This is a genomic window from Streptomyces sp. ATexAB-D23 (assembly GCF_000373645.1).
Taxonomy (GTDB): Bacteria; Actinomycetota; Actinomycetes; order Streptomycetales; family Streptomycetaceae; genus Streptomyces; species Streptomyces castrisilvae.
Genome location: NZ_KB892068.1, coordinates 89,243 through 108,806, shown reverse-complemented (window position 1 = coordinate 108,806; position 19,564 = coordinate 89,243). Strand labels below are relative to the sequence as shown.

At 67.0% G+C, this 19,564-nt stretch carries 15 protein-coding genes and 1 CRISPR repeat array; of the genes, 7 read left to right on the top strand and 8 right to left on the bottom strand.

From position 1 onward, the window contains the following. Positions 1–430: 430 nt before the first annotated feature. Positions 431–1,371: direct repeats of the CRISPR family, unit length 29 nt; unit sequence CTGCTCCCCGCACGCGCGGGGATGGTCCC. Between the two features lie 189 nt (positions 1,372–1,560). The 5 genes from B082_RS0131790 (at position 1,561) to B082_RS0131765 (ending at position 7,971) form a co-directional block, all read left to right on the top strand. Next, positions 1,561–2,529, top strand: coding sequence for a phosphotransferase (locus B082_RS0131790; RefSeq protein WP_018555826.1), 969 nt, complete (start codon positions 1,561–1,563; stop codon positions 2,527–2,529). A 108-nt stretch (positions 2,530–2,637) separates the two neighbouring features. Beyond that, entirely contained in the window at positions 2,638–4,095 is a 1,458-nt protein-coding gene (locus tag B082_RS37150; RefSeq protein WP_051094733.1) for a serine/threonine-protein kinase, read from the top strand. Positions 4,096–4,629: 534 nt separating this feature from the next. After that, positions 4,630–5,148 (top strand): hypothetical protein, encoded by a 519-nt coding sequence (locus B082_RS0131775; RefSeq protein ID WP_018555824.1) that lies wholly within the window; start codon positions 4,630–4,632, stop codon positions 5,146–5,148. A 253-nt stretch (positions 5,149–5,401) separates the two neighbouring features. Next, positions 5,402–5,812: a hypothetical protein gene (locus tag B082_RS0131770; protein WP_018555823.1), complete on the top strand. Its 411-nt coding sequence runs from the start codon at positions 5,402–5,404 to the stop codon at positions 5,810–5,812. After that, positions 5,809–7,971: a tetratricopeptide repeat protein gene (locus B082_RS0131765; RefSeq protein WP_026250404.1), complete on the top strand. Its 2,163-nt coding sequence runs from the start codon at positions 5,809–5,811 to the stop codon at positions 7,969–7,971. Before B082_RS0131770 ends, B082_RS0131765 begins: the two co-directional genes overlap by 4 nt. A gap of 22 nt (positions 7,972–7,993) precedes the next feature. On the opposite strand, the gene B082_RS0131760 is transcribed toward B082_RS0131765, so the two are convergent. From B082_RS0131760 to B082_RS38480, 4 genes are all read right to left on the bottom strand, one after another. Beyond that, entirely contained in the window at positions 7,994–8,845 is an 852-nt protein-coding gene (locus B082_RS0131760; RefSeq protein ID WP_018555821.1) for a methionyl-tRNA formyltransferase, read from the bottom strand. Positions 8,846–8,946: 101 nt separating this feature from the next. Next, complete coding sequence (locus B082_RS0131755) at positions 8,947–9,564, bottom strand: DUF6879 family protein (protein ID WP_018555820.1); 618 nt, start codon at positions 9,562–9,564, stop codon at positions 8,947–8,949. After that, positions 9,557–9,826, bottom strand: coding sequence for a hypothetical protein (locus B082_RS0131750; RefSeq protein ID WP_018555819.1), 270 nt, complete (start codon positions 9,824–9,826; stop codon positions 9,557–9,559). Before B082_RS0131750 ends, B082_RS0131755 begins: the two co-directional genes overlap by 8 nt. 407 nt (positions 9,827–10,233) lie before the next feature. Next, complete coding sequence (locus tag B082_RS38480; RefSeq protein ID WP_158688922.1) at positions 10,234–11,991, bottom strand: DUF262 domain-containing protein; 1,758 nt, start codon at positions 11,989–11,991, stop codon at positions 10,234–10,236. A gap of 235 nt (positions 11,992–12,226) precedes the next feature. On the opposite strand from B082_RS38480, the gene B082_RS39345 reads away from it, so the two are divergent. Further along, the gene (locus tag B082_RS39345; protein WP_158688921.1) at positions 12,227–12,994 is read left to right on the top strand and encodes a hypothetical protein; all 768 of its coding nucleotides are present in this window, start codon (positions 12,227–12,229) and stop codon (positions 12,992–12,994) included. Positions 12,995–13,012: 18 nt separating this feature from the next. Here B082_RS39345 and B082_RS0131740 read toward each other — a convergent pair whose 3' ends face one another. The 4 genes from B082_RS0131740 to B082_RS0131725 form a co-directional block, all read right to left on the bottom strand. Beyond that, the gene (locus B082_RS0131740) at positions 13,013–16,156 is read right to left on the bottom strand and encodes a DUF3427 domain-containing protein (RefSeq protein WP_026250403.1); all 3,144 of its coding nucleotides are present in this window, start codon (positions 16,154–16,156) and stop codon (positions 13,013–13,015) included. A 22-nt stretch (positions 16,157–16,178) separates the two neighbouring features. Next, entirely contained in the window at positions 16,179–16,520 is a 342-nt protein-coding gene (locus B082_RS0131735) for a hypothetical protein (protein WP_158688920.1), read from the bottom strand. 366 nt (positions 16,521–16,886) lie between these two features. Next, positions 16,887–17,402, bottom strand: coding sequence for a GNAT family N-acetyltransferase (locus B082_RS0131730; RefSeq protein ID WP_018555815.1), 516 nt, complete (start codon positions 17,400–17,402; stop codon positions 16,887–16,889). Between the two features lie 187 nt (positions 17,403–17,589). Beyond that, on the bottom strand, positions 17,590–18,597 hold the full coding sequence (locus tag B082_RS0131725) for an SEC-C domain-containing protein (RefSeq protein WP_018555814.1): 1,008 nt from the start codon (positions 18,595–18,597) through the stop codon (positions 17,590–17,592). 104 nt (positions 18,598–18,701) lie between these two features. On the opposite strand from B082_RS0131725, the gene B082_RS0131720 reads away from it, so the two are divergent. Further along, positions 18,702–19,505, top strand: coding sequence for a class E sortase (locus B082_RS0131720; RefSeq protein WP_018555813.1), 804 nt, complete (start codon positions 18,702–18,704; stop codon positions 19,503–19,505). Positions 19,506–19,564 lie beyond the last annotated feature (59 nt).

The window sequence follows — 19,564 nt, the reverse complement described above, 5'->3', positions numbered from 1 at the left end:
GCCCGGATGAGGGAGGGTGGCCGTTCGAAGTCGCCATGCGGAGGGAGGGCTCCAAACCGCGGTCCTGTACGACGCGCGGCTCTGTTCTCACTCCACGCCAACGCGGCCGTCGCTCTTCGGCACCTCCGATTGCTGGCCAGAGCCACTTGTTTGGCAGAACCTACGGCTACCCAGGCCCAGCTTGGGCCTGGGACACTTCGAGTCGAAGCGAAGCAGCCTGACCAGGCACGGGAAGCCTCGCGCTACATGGGGCGTGAGTGAGTGAGCGTGCGCACGCATGGTGGCCCCGGTGAAGGGGTGAGCCTGGGGATGGGTGGTCCTATAGGCTGCCACGCATGCCTGCTATGGGAGCCTTGGGGTGGTTATGTCGGACTGTGTGAAAGTGGTCAGAAAGCGTACGCCCGCGAGGTAACGCCGCAGGTCACGCAGACTGCTCCCCGCACGCGCGGGGATGGTCCCCATAGCGTGTTGATCACGACCTCTGCGGCAAACTGCTCCCCGCACGCGCGGGGATGGTCCCCATAGCGTGTTGATCACGACCTCTGCGGCAAACTGCTCCCCGCACGCGCGGGGATGGTCCCATCCGGCACCATGATCCACTTGTTGTCGGGGACTGCTCCCCGCACGCGCGGGGATGGTCCCCTGATGAGTGCAGTGAATCAGACAGGGGCCGCCTGCTCCCCGCACGCGCGGGGATGGTCCCCGCTTCGGACGCCGCTACCAGCTCGCCCAGGACTGCTCCCCGCACGCGCGGGGATGGTCCCTTCGCCACCATCTACACAGCCCCCGTCCACGCCTGCTCCCCGCACGCGCGGGGATGGTCCCGGCGGCGGCCGGTGGGGCGGGGGTGGTTTTGGCTGCTCCCCGCACGCGCGGGGATGGTCCCAGCGCCTGCTCGACTGCCGGGTGGAGGGCTCCCTGCTCCCCGCACGCGCGGGGATGGTCCCCCCTACGGCAACGGCAAGCACCCGAGCGAGCTCTGCTCCCCGCACGCGCGGGGATGGTCCCAGCGCCTGCTCGACTGCCGGGTGGAGGGCTCCCTGCTCCCCGCACGCGCGGGGATGGTCCCCCCTACGGCAACGGCAAGCACCCGAGCGAGCTCTGCTCCCCGCACGCGCGGGGATGGTCCCGGTCCGGGGTCCGCCTCGGCCGGTACGGGGACCTGCTCCCCGCACGCGCGGGGATGGTCCCGGACTCCACGGCCGCCCGGCCCGGGTTCTGGACCTGCTCCCCGCACGCGCGGGGATGGTCCCCTCTCCGAACTGCTCGCCTCCGTACGGCTTCTCTGCTCCCCGCACGCGCGGGGATGGTCCCTCGCAGCCGCGGAGGAGCGCATCGGCCGCTGCTCCCCGCACCCGCGGGGACGAGCACGTCTGGGCACCGCAAAGAAGCCTCGCCGCCCAGCACAGCAACCCCCGCTCCGCACAAGTCGCGAGCGAACGTCGCGCCCGCCACCCCCCCCCGCCCGAACGCGTCACCCGTCCAAGGACCGGCACACACCGCACCGCACCCAGTCGGCGCCAAGGCCGCACGCGCCGGCCCCCAACTACCGTGGCCCACATGAAAAACCCGCACGCGCAAACGCCCACCCACGCCCACGCCGACACCCACGCCACCACCCCCACCGACATCACCGCCGACATGATCCGCGACCTCCTGCGCGACCAGCACCCCGACCTGGCCGACCGGCCCCTGAGGCTCGGTGCCCGGGGCTGGGACAACCAGTTGTGGCGGCTGGGAGACGACCTCGCCGTACGGTTGCCGTGGGCGACGGAGTCCGCAGACGAGCTGCTGCACAAGGAACACACCTGGGTGCCCTCGCTCGCGCCGAACCTCCCCCTCCCGGTCCCCGTCCCGCAGCGCCTGGGCGTGCCCACCGAGCGCTTCCCGCGACCTTGGCTCGTCACCACCTGGGTGCCGGGCGAACCGGCCGACCGCGTCCCGGCCACGCGCGGCGAGGAGGCGGCCGACGCCCTGGCCGCGTTCCTGACGGCCCTGCACCAGCCCGCCCCTGCCGGGGCGCCCGCCGGCCGGGGGCGGGGCGGGCCGCTGGCGCCGTACGCGGAACACTTCGCGCAGAGCCTGGGCGCCGTCACCGAACGTGGCCTCGTCTCCGACCCGGACGGCATCCGCGCGGTGTGGGCGGACGCGGTTGCCGCTCCGGACTGGACGGGGCCGGCGCTGTGGGTCCACGGCGACCTGCATCCCGCCAACGTGCTCACCGCCAACGGCACGTTCTGCGGCGTCATCGACTTCGGTGACCTCTTCGCGGGCGACCCGGCCAACGACCTGGCCGCCGCCTGGAACTTGCTCCCGTCCACCACGGCCATGGACCGTTTCCATGCCGCCTACCGCCCGACCCCGGACGTGGCAACTCTCCGCCGGGCCCGGGGCTGGGCCGTCCTGCGGGCGCTGAGCGCCCTCCTCATCGCGGACGACGGCGAGCGGGGACTGCCCAACGGGAAGCCCACGTGGGGGCCGCCGGCACGGGCGGCGTTGGGACGGCTCGTCGCGACGGCGGGGCGCTGACGGACGGGGTACGTACACAAGGCGGTACGCGCGGCTGCGTGTGAGGGCCGTGCTGGTGTGCAATCACGCCGAGACGGAGCGCGCCGGCGTGGTGAGGGGGGCGAACGGGTGGACGAGTTACAGCCGACCGATCCGCGTCAGGTGGGGCGGTACCGGATCACCGGGCGGCTGGGCGGTGGTGGCATGGGCCAGGTCTACCTCGGGCACTCGCCCAGCGGGCGCCTGGTCGCCGTGAAGGTCGTACGGCCCGAACTCGCCCAGGACCCCGGCTTCCGCCGCCGGTTCGCCCGTGAAGTGGAAGCGGCCCGCAGGGTCGCCGGCTTCTTCACAGCAGCCGTGGTCGACGCCGACCCCGAAGGCGCGACGCCGTGGCTCGCCACCGCGTACGTTCCCGGGCTGCCCCTGAACGAGGCGGTCGCCGCGCACGGGCCGTGGCCGGTGGAGTCGGTACGCACCCTGGGCGCGGGCCTTGCCGAAGCGCTGGAAGCAGTCCACGCGGCCGGTCTGGTGCACCGGGACCTCAAGCCATCGAACATCCTGATCGCGTCGGACGGGCCCCGTGTGGTCGACTTCGGGATCTCCGTGGCCGCCGAGGCCACCGCGCTCACCCGTACGGGAATGATCGTGGGCACCCCGGGATTCATGGCCCCCGAGCAGTTGGTCGGCAGGCCCGTCACACCGGCTTCCGACGTGTTCGCGCTGGGCGCCGTACTGGCGTACGCGGCCACCGGTACCGGCGCCTTCGGGACGGGCTCGGCCCAGGCGCTCAACTTTCGTATCACGTACGAGGAACCGGACCTCTCCCGACTGCCGGGGCCGGGCCTGGAAATCATCGAACGCTGCCTCGCGAAGGATCCCGGACAGCGCCCGTCGGTGTCGTCGCTCATCGGGGAACTCGCTCCGGTACGGAGAGAAAGCCGCTCGGCCGAGCCGACCGCGCCCCGGACCGCCACGTGGCTACCCACGCCTGTCACCGGCGCGCTCTCCACCACCCTCCCGCTGATGTCCGCCCGGGAGATTCCGCCACCCGCAATCGAACGGCCGCAGCCCGCGCCCGTCTCAACACCCAGCGCGAGGCCCACCGCCCCGGCCCGCCCGGCTCTACCTCCCCGCTCGGCCGCACCAGTCGTGCCCCCCTCGCCATCCGCGTCCGGTGGCCGCGTCACCATCCCCTTCTGGGCCGGCATCCTGGCACTGGCACTCACCATGCTTCTCCCCCCGGCCGAAGGGTCGAGCATCTTGCTGAACGACATGTTCGACGGCGCCTGGCCGATCCCCGCCACCGCTTCACTCGGGATCGGCACCTGCACCTCGGCGTTGTTCCTCTCGCAGCGCACCCGCACCGCTCCCGTACCGCGCTGGCCTCGCTACCTGCATGCCCTGGCCACCGTTCTCAACGGCTCGTTGCTGCTCTTTGGCCTTGCTACGGAGGGCACCGACTTCAGTAGATACCGCGGCGGTGTGTATGCCTTCATCTTCGGGTCGGTGATGCTGCTCCTCGGCCTCATCCTGTTCCCCAAGTCGCGGGAAGGCGCGACGCCGTGGAGGGCGGGCGAGGGGGCTTGAGCAGGGCCTCGGGACAGCCTGGATAGGTCTGCGGGGCCCGTCCCGACCGCCGGTCGGGACGGGCCCCGCGACTGTGGTCGGGGCGGGGCAGCTCAGCCCCCGTACGGTCCCACGCCCTGACTCCGGGCGTGCCCGTGCGCCAACCCCTGGGCGAGCCCCTGCTCCGCCGCCCCACGCGCCGCAGCCCCGCGCTCACCGGCCCCACCCCGACGCCGGAGGGCGACGAGGCATACGGCGACGGCGACCACGAGCACGGCCGCGACCGAAACGATGACCATCATGATTCCCCCGCTTTCCCGCAGGGGCCGCGCTGCTGCGGCCCCTCGCTTGTTCTTCCCATGGTCGCCTGTCGCCGACTCGTTGGACAGGGAGGTTTCGGCTCGATACCGCTCGCCGGCATGAATCGACCGGTCCCACGCCCCCCTACGCGCATGCACTCGATGAAGCGGCCCGTGCATGGTCGCACTGCCCGCAGCCGAAGTCGCCCGCCGCGTGACCGAAGATCGTTAAGCGCGTTTACCCGGCATGAACAGAATGAGGCGCATTCTTACCGGCCTTGCCCTTGCGGCGACCGTTCTGACCACATCCGGAGCCGCCCACGGTGAAGGCGTCGTGGCGCCCGAGGCCGGCCAGGTCGTCCGGCTGAGCACGGGCGGAGCCCCTGTGGGCGTATTGAAGGGCGACCGGTTGTTCGCCCTCCTCATCGACGAGGAGAAGGCGGCGGAGTGGGTGGTGGTCCCCGATGGCGACCACGTCCGGTTCGCCGTGCGGGGCACTAACAACGTGATCACCGCGCCGAACGAGGAAGCACGCACCCAGGCCGTCGTCCGGCCCGACGCCACGGACAAGTCCCTCTGGCAGATACGGGAGTTGGGCGAGGACGGCGGCGAGGGGGCGCCGGTCACCAAGCTTGAGAGCGGCTACTACACCATCGAGCAGGACGGCAACGTCCTCGGGCGGAGCCGAGTGGAGGACTACTCCCTGCTCCCCAAGCGCGTCTACAGCAGGACGGACAACCCCCGGGCGACCTGGACCATCGAAGTCACCGGCTGACCGGCTGACCGGCTGACCGGCTGACCGGGCTGACCCAGCGGGCCCTCGGCCGAAGGCCCGCTTCGGCACAGCCCGCTTCGGAGCCCACGAACCGGTGGTTCTCGCCCCCGTGGTACGGCGTCTGCCGCTCGGATGAGGCCGCACCACGCTTGAGCCGCCCGCGGAGGCGATCCAGTGCCCTGAAGTGCGGTGTACGGGAACCGAGTTGGCTGCCTAGAGTTGCATTTCGGGCAGGATCGAGGGAGGGCAGGGGATGGACGCGGAGATCACCCTTTTGGCGGGCACGGCAGGGACGGCGATCGCGACGCTGCTGGCAACCGACACCTGGAACGGTGTGCGAAGCGGCGTGATCACGCTGTGGCGGCGTGTCCGGCCCGACCATGAAGCGCAAGTCGCCGCCCAGCTCGACACCTCACGCCAGGACCTCCTGGGCGCGCAGAGCAACGGTGACGAGGAGACCGGGCGGGAGATCGCGGCGGAGTGGCAGGGCCGCATCCGCCGTCTCCTCGTCGCCCACCCCGAGCTGGTGACGGAACTACGCTCCCTGCTGACCGAAATCGACCCCGGTACAGCCGCCACTCCGGCCGTCACCCAACGCGCGACCGCTTCCGGCAGCTCACGCGTCTACCAGGCCGGCCGTGATCTGAACGTCGACCAGCGATGACTGGCCGCAACGACGGCCGGGCCACTGATCAGGGGCGGGTCTACCAGGCTTCTGGCGACCAGCACATCACCGAACACCACCATCACGGCGCCGCATGGGCAGGACCGGACTCGGTGAGGCACCCGCCCATCGGCCGGGCGCCGGCGATCCTGAGGGACCGTGGCGAACTCATCGAACGTCTCAAGGCGGCGGTGACCGAGGGCGCCGGAAGCACCGTGTTTGTTCTGCACGGCCTGGGAGGATGCGGCAAGACCGCTGTGGCGTGCACGCTCTTCGGACACGCCACCCGGGAACGCGGGCGCGTGGGCCTGTGGGTCAACGCCTCCGATCAGGCGTCCCTGCGGGCCGGGATGCTCGCTGTGGCCGCCGACCGCGGGGCCGGCGATGGTGAGCTGATGGCCGCGCGCAACGGTTTACGCGCCGCCGCGGACCTGGTCTGGGACCGCCTCGACCGGTCCGACGTCCCGTGGCTGCTGGTACTGGACAACGCTGATGATCCTGCGGTGCTGCGGGACGGCGGATGGCTGCGTACCAGTCCGCGTGGAACGGTCCTTGTGACCACGAGGCAGGCCGCCGGCCACTGGTGGCCCGCCGCCGAGCTGCTGCACGTGGATGTCCTGCCTCGCGAGGAGGCGGCTCAGGTCCTGCGCGATCTCGCCCCGGGAACGGGTTCCGCCGAGGACGCGGCCGCCATCGCCGACAGCCTCGGCCGCTTGCCACTCGCCCTGACTCTCGCCGGAGGATTCCTGGCCCACCAAGTGATCGACCCCTGGACGATGGAAGAGTACGGGCGTCGCTTGCAGGAGCGTCCGGACCCCATCGAACTGATTGACCAGGGAGCCGTCGACGTGGGCGGCGACTCACGCCACCTGGTGAGCGGAACGTGGCAGCTTTCGCTGAACTCCCTGGCCGGGCAGAATCTGCCCGAGGCTGTCACTCTGCTGCGTCTTCTGGCCTGCTGGTCGAATGACCCGCTGCCCCTGTCGCTGCTGGCCAACGTCCGGCTCGGACCGCCCCTGCCCCTGCCTGCCCACCGGGTGGAACTCGCGCTTCGGGGGCTGATTGACCACTCGCTCACCGAACTCGTTGCCAGCGACATCCGCTGCTTGCGTACGCACGGAGTGCTGCTCGACAGCGTCGCGCGCGTCACTCCGGCCGGTGAACGCGACCCACTCGCCGCCGCCGCTGCCGGACTGCTTCTTCACGCCCTGCCCGCGTCACCGGAACGCGGTTTGCGCGACAGCCTGCTCAACGCTCTGGCCCCGCATGTCCTGGGCCTGCTTCGCCGTGTCACCACCTGGCCCGAGACCACGATCGGCACCGCCGAGTCCGCCACTACCTGCGCTCTGCGTCTGGCGACGGCTCAGCATCGTTCCGGCGATTATGCGTCCGCGCTGGCCATGGCCGAACAGGCGACGGTGCTCGCGCGACGACGACTGGGGGACGATCACCTCTTGGTGCTGCGCCTGAGGCAGCGGATCGGGAAGGCGACCGATCGTCTGGGGCGTCTCGATGAGGCAGCGCATCTACACCGCGAACTGCTCGATGACTTCGAACGGGTCTGTGGCCCGGAGGCGTTGGACACCCTGACCACCTGCCTCCATCTGTCTCGCCCGTTGGTCTGGCTCAACCGACTGGCGGAAGCCTTGGGGTTGATGCACCGGGCGGTGGCCGGGCGAGCCGCGCAGCTGGGCCCATGGCACCCGCTGACGCTGGAGGCAAGAGCATGTTTGCTCGAACTGCCTCCTGGACCGGAGCTGGACCGTGAGGCACCGGCAGGACCGGATCTGGTCGCCGACTGCCGCCGCGAGTTGGGCTCTGACCACCCGATCACCCTGTCGGCCGAGCTCAACTGCGCGGGAGCGCTGCTCGGCGCCGGAAGGCACACCGAAGCGCTGCTGTTAGCCCGTCGTGCGTTGGCGGCGCACGAACACCGGTTCGGAACCGCCTACCCCATCACGCTGGCGGCACGAAGCCTGCTCAGCAATGCCCTGCACACGGTTGGTGAGGACCAGGAAGCCATCGAACACGCGGAAGTCGTCAGGGAATGGCGCGAGCGGGTACTCGGTCCGGAACACCCGTGGACGGCGGGTATCCGGGACAAGCTCAGGCGGTACCGGAGCTCCCTGGCGGAGGCAACGCGGGCAGACCCGGCCTGACGCACTGCGGCTCGGTGGACGTTCAGGATTGGGAGTCGGTCACCGGAACGGACTCTGTGATCCACACGGGCCCATTCCCACACATCACCTTGATTCCGTCCCCCGGCTGCAACGACGTGCGCAGAACCCGCAGACGACGGCCGGCCACGGTGGCAACGGGGCCGGATTTCCCTGAGCTCCCGAACCTGATGGCGCGCACCTGGTTGTGGATCACTTCCCTGGCGGTGCTCCAGTCGATCTGCGAGAACTCGGGTTCCATCCAGCCCGCGTAGGTCGCGGACCCTTCCTCCTGCGGTGAACCGGGCGAACCGGCTACGGCCAGCGAGAGCGCGCGGGGAAGAAGACGCTCGATGCAGCGGTCGACCTCTTCCCACAGCGGCTGGGGGACGACATCGTCGCCCAGCGTGATCCCTGCCTCCTGGGCCAGGACCCCGCCGGAGTCGAATTCGCTTTCCATCCAGTGGATGCTGACGCCGATTTCCTTGTCGCCGTTCCTGATCGCCCAATTGACCGGGATGGGCCCCCGGTATTTCGGGAGCATCGACGTATGTACGTTGATGGCCCCCAGGTTCGTCGCTCGAAGGACTGCCGGCGGCAGCTTCCAGGGGAATCCGTAGCAGACGATGAGATCGGCCTGGTACCCCGCGACGATGTGCGGCAACGCACTCTTGCGGCCCGGAATCAGCAGGTCCATCCCGTTCGGCAACGCATCGACGATCTCGCCCACGACATCGCCCGCACCGTGTCGCGTGGGTTCGCCCGGCCGCAGCGATCGCGCGTGCAGGTATGCGACGGGAGTGTGCCCGGCCCGCTCGCACACGCTGTGCAGGAGGGCGAAGCCTTGAGCGGAGTACGAAATCAGGATGACGCGCATACGCAGCCCTTGTGCCTCGTGGTGCGACCGGTGCTGGCCAGAAGTTGTTGTCGTGCCCAGTCCGGGACTCGCTGCCGAGTTCCGGACTGGACCGGTTGGAGCTACTCCTCAGTCACGGACGGTGGGGGCATCCGGGCGACCTGGCGGCCGAAGAAGCTGTCCAACGGCTCGCCGGACTGATGCATCTTCTGGATCGCCTGACGGCACCGGGAGATGTCATGCGGATCGTCGAAGCGGATGCCGCCGGCGAGTCTTCCGGCATCGTCGTAGAGCACTTCGTACATCACCAAGGAGCCGAGGACGACGATCTCCGGCAGCGGGCGCTGTGTTTCGTACTGCGGGATGTCGCCCCCGGGGAGGACCCTCGTGTCCTCCCCGCACTGGGCCTTCAGATGCAGAAGGTGGAGTTCCCACTGAAGATACGGAGAGATGGGCTCCTCCACACAGCGGACGCGGTGGAGGGCGAATCCGCTGTCGGCGATTCGCTGGAAGTACTTCTCATAGTGGCCCCGCTGTCCCTCGATCAGCGCCAGGGACTCGTCCCAATGCCCCTTCCGAAAGGCCTCCCAGCTCTCCACCCCGGGCTCCTGGAAGCTCTGCTGACGTTCGAGCTTCCAGAACCCATCGGAGCCGGAACGCCAGAAGTACCGGCTGAAGTCCGCGGAGTAGTCATCAAGTGCGAGGCGCTCACCTGGGCCTTCGGCCCGCAGGCTAGGCATCGGGAAGGTCTCCCTTCGCTGCGGCAGCCGTCCTGCGGGGGATGACGACGATCCGTTCGTCCGGGGCGACAACGAGCCCCGGGGGAAGGCTGCGCAGGTAGGAATCGGTGAGGTCGCGGCCCACGACGGCGATGTCCCCGTTCTCCAGCTCCCAGATGTCCGGGCATCCCTGCTCACCACCCGTGGTCCCGAGCTCGGCGGGAGATTTACCCAAACGGCGCACCAGCGGCGAAGAAGGATCGGCTTCCCAGCCCCGAATCATCACGGCTCTCCATTCAGTCCCCCCGAAGGTAACCGAGATCACACCCGGCACGAGGCCGGATAGCGACTTCCGGCCACCGAATGCAGCGGCGCTCCCGCTGCATCGATCGGACCGTCGGGCGGATCGGGGCCGTGGAGCAGCGCACGGCGATCTCGGCCCATCGATCCCAGCCCAAGATGTTCTGCTTGGCCGGGTACGGGCGGAACCCCTGCGGGCGCACGCACTGTCGGCAACAGGTTGTACGCCGTCCACGTCGACCAGGAGAAGGCGGCGGAGTGGTCTTGAACCTGGACGGCACCATGTCCGGTTCGCGGCGAGGGGCACCGACGACAAGGGACGCACAACTGGGCGACCTGGGGCGTCGAGGCACGATCGGCCCGGCGAATTTTCGGCCGATGGGCGCGGCCCTAACCCCAATGCTTCCCACTGGGCCAAATAGACAGTGCGAGCTCAGCCAGGTCTCTTTGCCTCTCGACGATCCCTTCGACTCGCCACCACTCCATTTCTGAGTTCCATATACGAGACGTGCCCGTCCTTGAGGTTACAAGGAGAACGGATTCATCGTAGATGGAGGACTTCTGCGAGTAGGGGAGACTCGATATTGGTCGATTCTTCCTACCGTTTAGCAGGGTCAAGTTGCCGATGCGGTTCACCCAAGTGTCATGTTCATCAAGGCGCCACTCCGGGCCAGGCTTTTGAGGATATATGTGCTCCACGTGAACTATGGGTGAGTTGGAAACAACAACCTCATCCACGTCGGCCATATTTCGCAGATGCGCTTCAATCTTCCCCAGTAGGTATCGTGATTGTGAAGATTTTGGGGTGGAGGCTTCCATGAAGTCAGCGCGGAATGTTTCATCGTCCGGGATCCATTCGCAAATTTGGCGAGTTGCCGAATCCGTTTGTGCGCCGCCGAACAACTCCTTAGCTACGCCAAAAATGTTCTCTTCGAGAAGGGTGGATTCACGCCGACCGACGACCGTCCAACGGACGTAGTAGCTTATTGCCGCATCTACAAGATCTTGCAGTTGCGTATAGGTCGCCCTTTCCGATGCCGCGAGCAAAAGCGGGTAGAGGGCATCTGCGCTGAGGTTTCTGATCTCGGATAGCGAGGCATCAAAGACGGCGTCGCCGCTGTTGCAATTAATGAGGTCTATATAACGACTAGATGCGGATTCGAGCTCGGCGGAAAAAGCTCCGACTCCGTATAGTTGAGGGATCTTATTGAAGTGTAGGCTCAGATTCTGCCTAATGGTTGAGTAGAGGCTGTGGGATTTTACGTCCCCGTGTCGAGATACCCAAAAATGGCGCAGGAATCTCTCGATCTCTTCACGCCTCTCGAAACCATCAAGGATGGTCCGCCAGGCATCATTCACTCGCTGCTTATCTATGTCGCTCTTACTCTTCTCCATCAGGAAATTGCGCACGAGGTCAACAGTGGAAAGATCTTTCCCGCGCGAGTTGATTGTCTCAAACACCTCGTTGGCGTCACTGGAGGTCGGAGTCTGAATCTCGACGAACACCAGGCCGTTTATCAGACATTCTCGAAGGCTATCGAGCCAGTCGAGCTTTTCCTCGTCGTCGACGCATGAGGAGAGCTCTGCCGAGATCTTGTTGGAGAAATTAGAGTAGGCGTCGCTAATCAAGGTGTGTGACGGGCGTGTGGCCCGCTCTATCCCTGGGCTCCTTCCTGTTGATTCATTCCAATCCTGGATGTAGTCGCGAAAAAAGTCGCGATCAAAAAGGGAAAGAACGAGGAAATACTCCATAGGTTCGCGACGGCCGGCCTTTCGGGCGATATAGTCGCGATGCAGATTGTTCGCAGTTGAGGCCCCTTCTGTAGAGCCCATATTCCACAGCGCGTCACGAATCGCCGCAATGAGGATTGTGGAGGTCGTCAAGCGTTGCTGCCCGTCGAGAAGCGATCTCGTGCTTACCTTCTTATCCGTGATCGTTACTATTGGGCCGATGAAGTACTCGGAGGCGGAGTCCTTTCCGCTGTCGCGGGCTGCTTTGAATTTTTTGATGTCTGACCAGTAGGTATCTACCTCCTTTTTGGTCCACGCGTACTGTCTCTGACTGTCATCCGGAACGGTTACCGCAGGGTTATTTGCACCTATGAGTTGTCCCAAAGTCTGCCGAGCTGCCTGCTTGATGATTGCCATGGATGCTCCTTGTGGGTCCGTGTGGGCCCGCCTGACGATAGCTGCACTGGGAAGCTGCGTCGACAGAACGGCTTTCCCGCGGATGGGCGGCCAGCGCGGCTGCCTGGTTTCGTGTCCAGACATCCCATTTTGTGGAGAAACGTTTCGGTGATAGAGGGAAGGTGATAGATTCTCGACTGGCTTGGGCTGTAGCCCTCAAGACTCTCCCTGACGCGGACGGATAATGGTGGATTCTATGGTTCAGAGCACTGCCGCACATCACCTGCATGCTATATTGACCCGGGTTCGCGAATCTGGAAAAGGGCAATACGTTCAAGGCTGGGTGTCGGTCCTCGATGCTGAAATGAGTTCAGCAGAATTCTGTAAAAGGCATGCGGAAGTAGTAAATCTACTTTCGCTTACGATTCAGCAACTGCATGCCTTGCCGGACCGATCTCGCGATAGATTTATGAGGTATGTGCCGGCTTGGTGGAACGTCGTCATCCAGCCTAAGGCGAATTGGGCTGACAATGGGCGTGCTGCAATTCAAATCGCCGATCTAGATCTTCTTGATCATCTTGAATCGGCTGCTGACATAATACTAAGCAATCTCGCGGGCTCTGAGGGGGCTCCGGCAGGGACCGACTTGAGTGAAATGTCGCGCCAATGTCAGGAGTGGATAGAGATCCTCGAGATGGACAATGGGAATATTGATAACGTCATAAAAAGTCAGTTGATTTCGCAATTGAGGCACGTGATATGGCTAGTTGAGAATGTCGAAATTTTCGGCGAAGCGAGAATATCGGGCGAGGCGAGTCGCGCGATTGGTTCACTCGCCCAGGCGAGTGCGATGGTCGGGGAAGGAGATCCGGAAAGGGCAGGCGTATGGAAACGTGCGTTCATGTCTTTGGTTTCCGTGTGTGCTGCATTTAATAGGGGTGCTCCAGTTGTGCGAGAGTCGATTGAGGCTGGCAGTACACTCGTGGGGGAGATTGCTAACGTCGTGCAGGATATCCAGAGCTGACGAAAGTGCTGGGCTGAGTCATCCGCTGGCGATTGCTGAATACGTAAGGACGTCTGCCGGCATCTCATGGCGAAGCCTCCAAGTGATGGCCATAGGCTTGCTGCCCTTGTGTTCGACGTAGTCGGCGGGCCCCAGAAGCATCCAGGGGTGGGGGCCGCCAATGTCGGTCTTCTTGTACCGCCGAACGAAGAGGAGTACGTGAGTCCCCATCTCTCGGTGAGTCTGATAGCGGAGGCCTGTTGGGGACGTCTCTGATGTTTGGTTCTGGGACTCCCAGTGGAAATCGGACTCGTTCAGTGCGTAGTCCTTGTATCGAGTTTCGGGCGAGAAGTCCTTCTCGTCTTTTTCCAGGGTGATGAGAAGGGCATCCGTCTGAATTTTCTCGCACCACTTCACGCCTTCACGGAAGTGTCCTGGCATGAAGCCGTTCACGGTGGACTGGCCCAGGGCAGGGAGGATCTCCTCACGGCTGTACGAGGCGTGAACGGACAGGGGTAGATCGCCATGTGGGCCGAGTAGCGGGAGCGGCAGGTGGTCAGCCAGGTTGAGGATGTGAGCCAGGACCTGGCGGACCTCGTCGCGGAAGGCGTATTGCGTGCGCAGGGTGTCGAAGCCCTCTTGGTAGCTCGCGAAATCGCCGCCCAAGGGCCAAAGAGAGAAGAAGAACATGCGGGCGTACGCCTGTTCCTGGGCCGTAAGTTGGTCGTACGCGGGGGCGTCGTCGGTGAGGAGCCTGGTGTACGCCGCGACGCGTGCAGGATCATCGACATGGAGGAACGCCGATACGCGCTTCAGGAGCGAGGCCTCACCGTCGGGAGCGGTCGGATCGAGGAGCTTGGCGCGGCGGAGAAGGCCCGTCCAGGAGTTCCCGTTGCCTCGGTAGAGCTCCCTGAGCTCTCGCCCGCTCTCCTTGAGGTAGTCCGCGAGCCGAGGTTCAGCGTAGGCCGCGACCTCGCGAGCGAGTTGGGTGACATTGACGCCGATCTGGTTGCGGATGTTGTCGAGGATCAGAGCCTTGGCCTTGGTTTCAAGGATGATCTGGCAGCCAGAGGGCAGTTGGGGGAAGTCGTCCTCGATGTTGGTGAGGAGACGGTTGCGCGTCAGGTTGGTGAGGGCGCGGAACTGCTCCTCGAAGCGGAACTCCTTGCGGTGTTGGCCGATGAAGTCGAGGACGGTGAGAACGGCCTTGTTCTCAGTACGGCGCAGACCACGCCCCAGTTGCTGAAGGAAGACAGTGGCACTTGAGGTCGGGCGCAGCAAGAGCAGTGTGTCGACATCCGGGATGTCGAGCCCTTCGTTGAAGAGGTCGACGGAGAAGATCGCCTGGAGTGCCCCGGCTCGGAGCTCTTCAAGTGCGTTCTTGCGCGCGTCCTTCGGAGTCTCGCCCGAGAGCGCGACGGCATTGAGGCCTGCGCGACGGAAGACGTCAGCCATGAAGTGGGCGTGTGCCACAGAGACGCAGAATCCCAGTGCGCGCATGGTGCCGGGATTGGTGACCTTGTCCTTCACGGCCTTGACGACGAGCCTGGCTCGGGCGTCGTTACCCGTGAACAGGTTGCTGAGAGCGCCCGTGTCGTAAGCTCCCCGCTTCCATGTGACGGCACTCAGGTCGGTGTTGTCTGTGACACCGAAGTAGTGGAAGGGGCTTAGGAGCTCGTTCTCAAGGGCTTCCCAGAGGCGCATCTCAGCAGCAATGTGCCCGTCGAAGAACTCATCTTGAACGTTCAGCCCGTCCATCCGCTCGGGGGTAGCGGTGAGGCCGAGAAGCTCCACGGGGGTGAAGTGATCCACGATCCGCCGGTATGTCGGTGAGGTGCCGTGGTGGAACTCATCGATCACGATGACGTCGAAATGGTCTGGGGAAAGGCGGTCCAGTGCGCGTGCGTTGAGTGACTGGACACTCGCGAAGACATGGGTCCAGTCATCGGGTACCTCGCCGCTGTGGGAGAGCTCACCGAAGTTCGCGTCTACCAGCACGTTCTGGTAGACGCGCAACGACTGCTCCAGGATCTCCTTACGATGGGCCACGAAGAGCAGACGGAGGTCCCTACCGTGCTTGTGCCGGAGGTGTTTGTAGTCCAGGGCAGCCATCACCGTCTTGCCTGTGCCGGTAGCCGCGACGAGGAGGTTGCGCCTTCGCTTGTGAACAGTGCGCTCTACTTCGAGGCGTTCTAGCATGTCGCGCTGGTGAGGGTAGGGGCGGACCTCCAGCCCCGATAGTGTGATGGCGTTACTGCCTTGACGGCCGGCGGGGGCACCAGCGTACGAGAGGGCCTCGTCCAACCGTTGCGCATCGCTGTCGGGGTCGTACGGTTCGAAGGAGCGTTCGCTCCAGTAAGCGTCGAAGGTCGCTTCGAACTTGCGCAGGACTGACGGGGTGGCGACCGAGGACAGTCGGACGTTCCATTCGAGGCCGTCGAGGAGTGCTGCCTTCGAGAGGTTGGAACTGCCGACGTACGCCGTGTCAAAGCCGCTCTCCCGACGGAAGAGCCAGGCCTTGGCGTGTAGGCGGGTCGAGCGGAGCTCGTAGTTCACCCTCACCTCGGCGCCGAACTCGCGCACCAGGCGGTCGAGCGCACGGCGTTCTGTCGCGCCGATGTACGTCGTCGTGAGCACCCTGATCGGGACGCCGCGATCGTGGGCGGCTGTGAGCGCTTGCTCAAGTACGCGTAGGCCATGCCACTTCACGAAGGCACAGAGCAGATCCACGCGGTCCGCCGTGGCAAGTTCCGCTCGGAGTTCAAAGCCGAGGCTCGGGTCTTCGGGCGCGTTGGTGATGAGGGCAGTGTCGGAGAGTGGAGTGGCGGGACGTATGGCGTAGACGCCCGGGGCTTCCTGCTCGGCCACGGCCAGCAGTTGTCGTGGCCCGTCGATGATCACATCAACCCATTCGGCAGCGCCTTCGATGGTGTTGATCGCTCTGAGGATGTGATTCGCGGCCACGACTTGCTCCGCGGGCTTGAGACCCTGGAGCACCTGGCGCACGGTATTCGCGATGTGGCGGGAGAGAACATGGGGCGTGGACTCGACTCCCACGACATTGTCGATCGCGCGCCACCCCGCGGCGTCGAGCTGCTTCATTCGCTCTTCGAGTCGCCGGGTGATCAGCGTCTCGTAAAGTCCGGCGACCGGTGCTGCCGCCTCTGAAGCACTGCTGGCCATGGCCGCCCCCTCTTTGCGATACCTACGTACGTATTTGTATCAAGGGGAAAGGACAGTGAGCGGCGCTCGCGCCGCTGTCCGTCGAACCAGGTCCGGCATTCCGGCTGGTGGGCCGGACCGTGAGCAGGATTGACAGGACGAGCCAGACGGCGACCAGGACGGGGACTGCCAGGAAGGCCCACAGGGGGATGGTGAGGAGGATGGCCACCCAGCCGTAGGCCATGGCTGAATTGCGCAGGTCGGGGTGGCGCGTGGGGAATTTGAGCGCGGTCACGATGCCCCAGGCGGCCACCGTGATGATGAGTGTGCCGGCGAAGACCACCGTGCCCGCGTGCTCCTCGCCGGGGGACGACTGGCAGCACACCGAGGCCGTCGGCCTCGCCCCAGACGGAGGTGGCGACGGAGGCGCCGTTGGTCACCAGGGCGAGGCCGATGACGGCCTGGATGCCGCCGATGACCATCATCGGGACCCGCAGGCCACTGACCGCGGCGGGCATCGGAACGCCCTCCGGTCCGCCGCCGGCGGCGGCGGGCGGGTGCGGTGGGCGGGGCGGGCCGTCGGTGCCGGGGTTTCCGCGCTCCCAGGGGCGTGGCGGCCGCCTTCTGCCCGGTGTTCCCGGGGCGTCGGTGCTCATCCGGTGGCCTTCCCCCTGCGTTCGTGGTTCAGGAGGCCATGATCGGGGGCGGCCGGGCGCCCGGCCAGGCACAAGTCGGCCATACGTGGGGCGAGTTACGCGGATGCCGGTGCCGGTGTCGCCGGCCTCAGGTCCCGTACGTACCCCACCCCCGGCTTCCCGCCCAGCACCACCTCCTCGCCTGTCTCGACGAACCCCGTCCGGGTCAGGACCGACCGCGAGGCCGTGTTCGTCAGCGTGGCCGCCGCCCTGAGCGTCGTCAGGGCGTACGACGTGCCGCACAGCGTGAAGAGCCGGCGGACCGTTGCCGTCGCCAGGCCGCGCCCCGTCGCCTTCTCCGCGAGGCGGAAGCCCAGTTCGGCGGCGCCGTCGGCCACGTCCACCAGGTTGAAACGGCCCAGGATCTCGTCCGTCCCGTCCGCCACCAGGACGTGGAAGTGGCAGGCGCCCGTCACCTGCTCGGCGAGCAACGCCGCGTGGCGGGCGGGGAAACGGGCGAAGTAGTCGTCACCCCGGTCCGGGACCGACGCTGCGAAGAAGGCGCGGTTGGCCTCCTCGAAGGCGAGGACGGCCGGGGCGTGGTCGGGGCGCAGGCGCTGGAGTTCGGGCATGGCGGCAGGGTACGGAGGCGGGGCGCGGCCCGGCATCCGTAATACCGGCCGCCGCCCCGTTACCGAGTAGCCCTGCTACCGGCCGGCCCTGCTGCCGAGCCGCCCAGCCCCGAGCCGCCAAGCTACCGACCCACCAACCCCAGCAACCCCACCAACCCCACCAACCCCAGCAACCCCACCCCCCGACCTACCGAGCCGCACCCCCATGGCACTCCCGGTACGAGACCCCCGACCCGCACCAGCAGTCCGCGCTCTTCGCCGGGGGCCATGGCACCGCGCGTCCCCGGGCGGCCAGGGTGGTGGCGTACTGGGGGAGCAGGTCCGGGTCGGCCGGGGAGGCGGCTTCCGAGGCGGCGAAGGCTTCGTAGGACGGGACCGTGCCCGTGACGATGCCGAGGTTGGGGGTGCCCGTGGCGTGCAGGTCGCGCAGGGCGGCCTCCAGGCGGTCCAGGTGGTCCGGGTGGGAGGTGTACTCGCTGCCCAGGCTCGGGTACGAGGTGAGGAGTTCGCGGAGTTCGTCCGCCGGCCAGTGCAGCACCGCCACCGGGAAGGGGCGCGACAACGCCGTGCGGTACGTGCCCAGTTCGGCGCGCAGGCGGGTGATCTCGGCCCGCAGCTCGCCCGGGTCGGAGGAGCCCAGCGACCACAGGCGCTTCGGGTCGTGGAGTTCGTCCAGCGGGACCGCCGCCGTGTGCAGCGTGTCGGCCAACTCGTCCCAGGCGTCGTGCGGGACGCCCATCAGCCTGCGCACCCGGTGGCGGCCGGTGAGCAGCGACTGGGTGGCGTACGGGACCTCTTCGCCCGGGGCGATCAGCAGGCGCAGAGCCGTGGAGAAGACGTCGTGGGCCGCTTCCAGTTCGTCGTGGGCCTCCAGCGTCTCGGCCGCGATCTCCCAGGGGGCCGCCTCCTGCGGGGCCGCGGTGCGGATGCCGTCGATGAGCGCGCGGGCCTCCGCCTCGTGGCCGTACTCCCACAGGTTGGCGGCGTTGAGCGCCTTCACCAGGTGCGGGTGCTCGGTGCCGGGAGCGCCGAGCAGCTCGTCGTAGAGCGTCGTGGCGCGGGCGCGGTCGCCGGCGAGTTCCAGGTGGGCGGCTGCTTGGAGGAGCAGCGGTTCGTGGTCCTCGGGGTACTGCGCCGCGGTGCGGAGCAGGCGCTCGGCTTCTTTGAGGTGATCGGCGGGAGTGTCGGGACGCATGAATGACACCGTACTGCTGTGCGGGTGCGGGGCGGGGGCGTGTCCAGGGCCCGCCGGAGTGACTCTCGTCCCGCCTCTGGAGTGTTGCGGGGAGCGGGCCTATCGTGCGCGCCGTGGTCAAGCGGATACCGGTGGTGGTGCAGCGCGACCCGCGCCGCGGGCGTCTCGTCGCGCGCGGGCTGTGGACCGGGGCGGAGCTGGTGGTGACGCTCGGCGTCGTCCTGCTGCTGCTCGTCGCCCATCAGCTCTGGTGGACCAACCGCCAGGCCCGCGCCGACGCCGGCCGCACCGTCGACCGGCTGGAACAGGAGTGGGAAGCCCCCTCGGCGCAGCCGCCCGGACAGCCCGGGTCCGCTGACGGGCCGGAGGCCGCCGCCCCGCCCGTCATCGCCGCGCCCTCCCCTCCGGGCGGCGGCCCCTCCACCGGACAGCGCCCGGCAGCGGCGAAGCCCGTGACCGATCAGGCGTACGCCGTCATCCGCATCCCCCGCATCTCCCTCACCGCCCCCGTCGCCCAGGGCATCAGCAGGAGCGGCGTCCTCGACAAGGGGTACGCCGGGCACTACCCGGACACCGCCCAGCCCGGCGCCCCGGGGAACTTCGCGCTCGCCGGCCACCGCAACACCCACGGCGAACCGTTCCGCTACATCAACCGGCTGCGCGCCGGTGACCGGATCACCGTCGAGACCCGGGACGCCGTCTACACGTACACCGTCGACAAGACCCTCGCCCGGACCACCCCGGGCGACAGCGGGGTCGTGGCCGCCGTGCCGCGCAGCAACATCGCGCCGTACCCCGGGTATCACCGGGCCGGGTCCTATCTGACGCTGACGACGTGCACCCCCGAGTTCACCTCCCGCTACCGGCTCGTCGTGTGGGGGAAGCTGACAGGGGTGCGGGGGCGCTGACCGGGGCGGGGCCGAGAGGCAGGCCGGCACCGGCCCAGTGGTCCCCGACTGCCGACCGG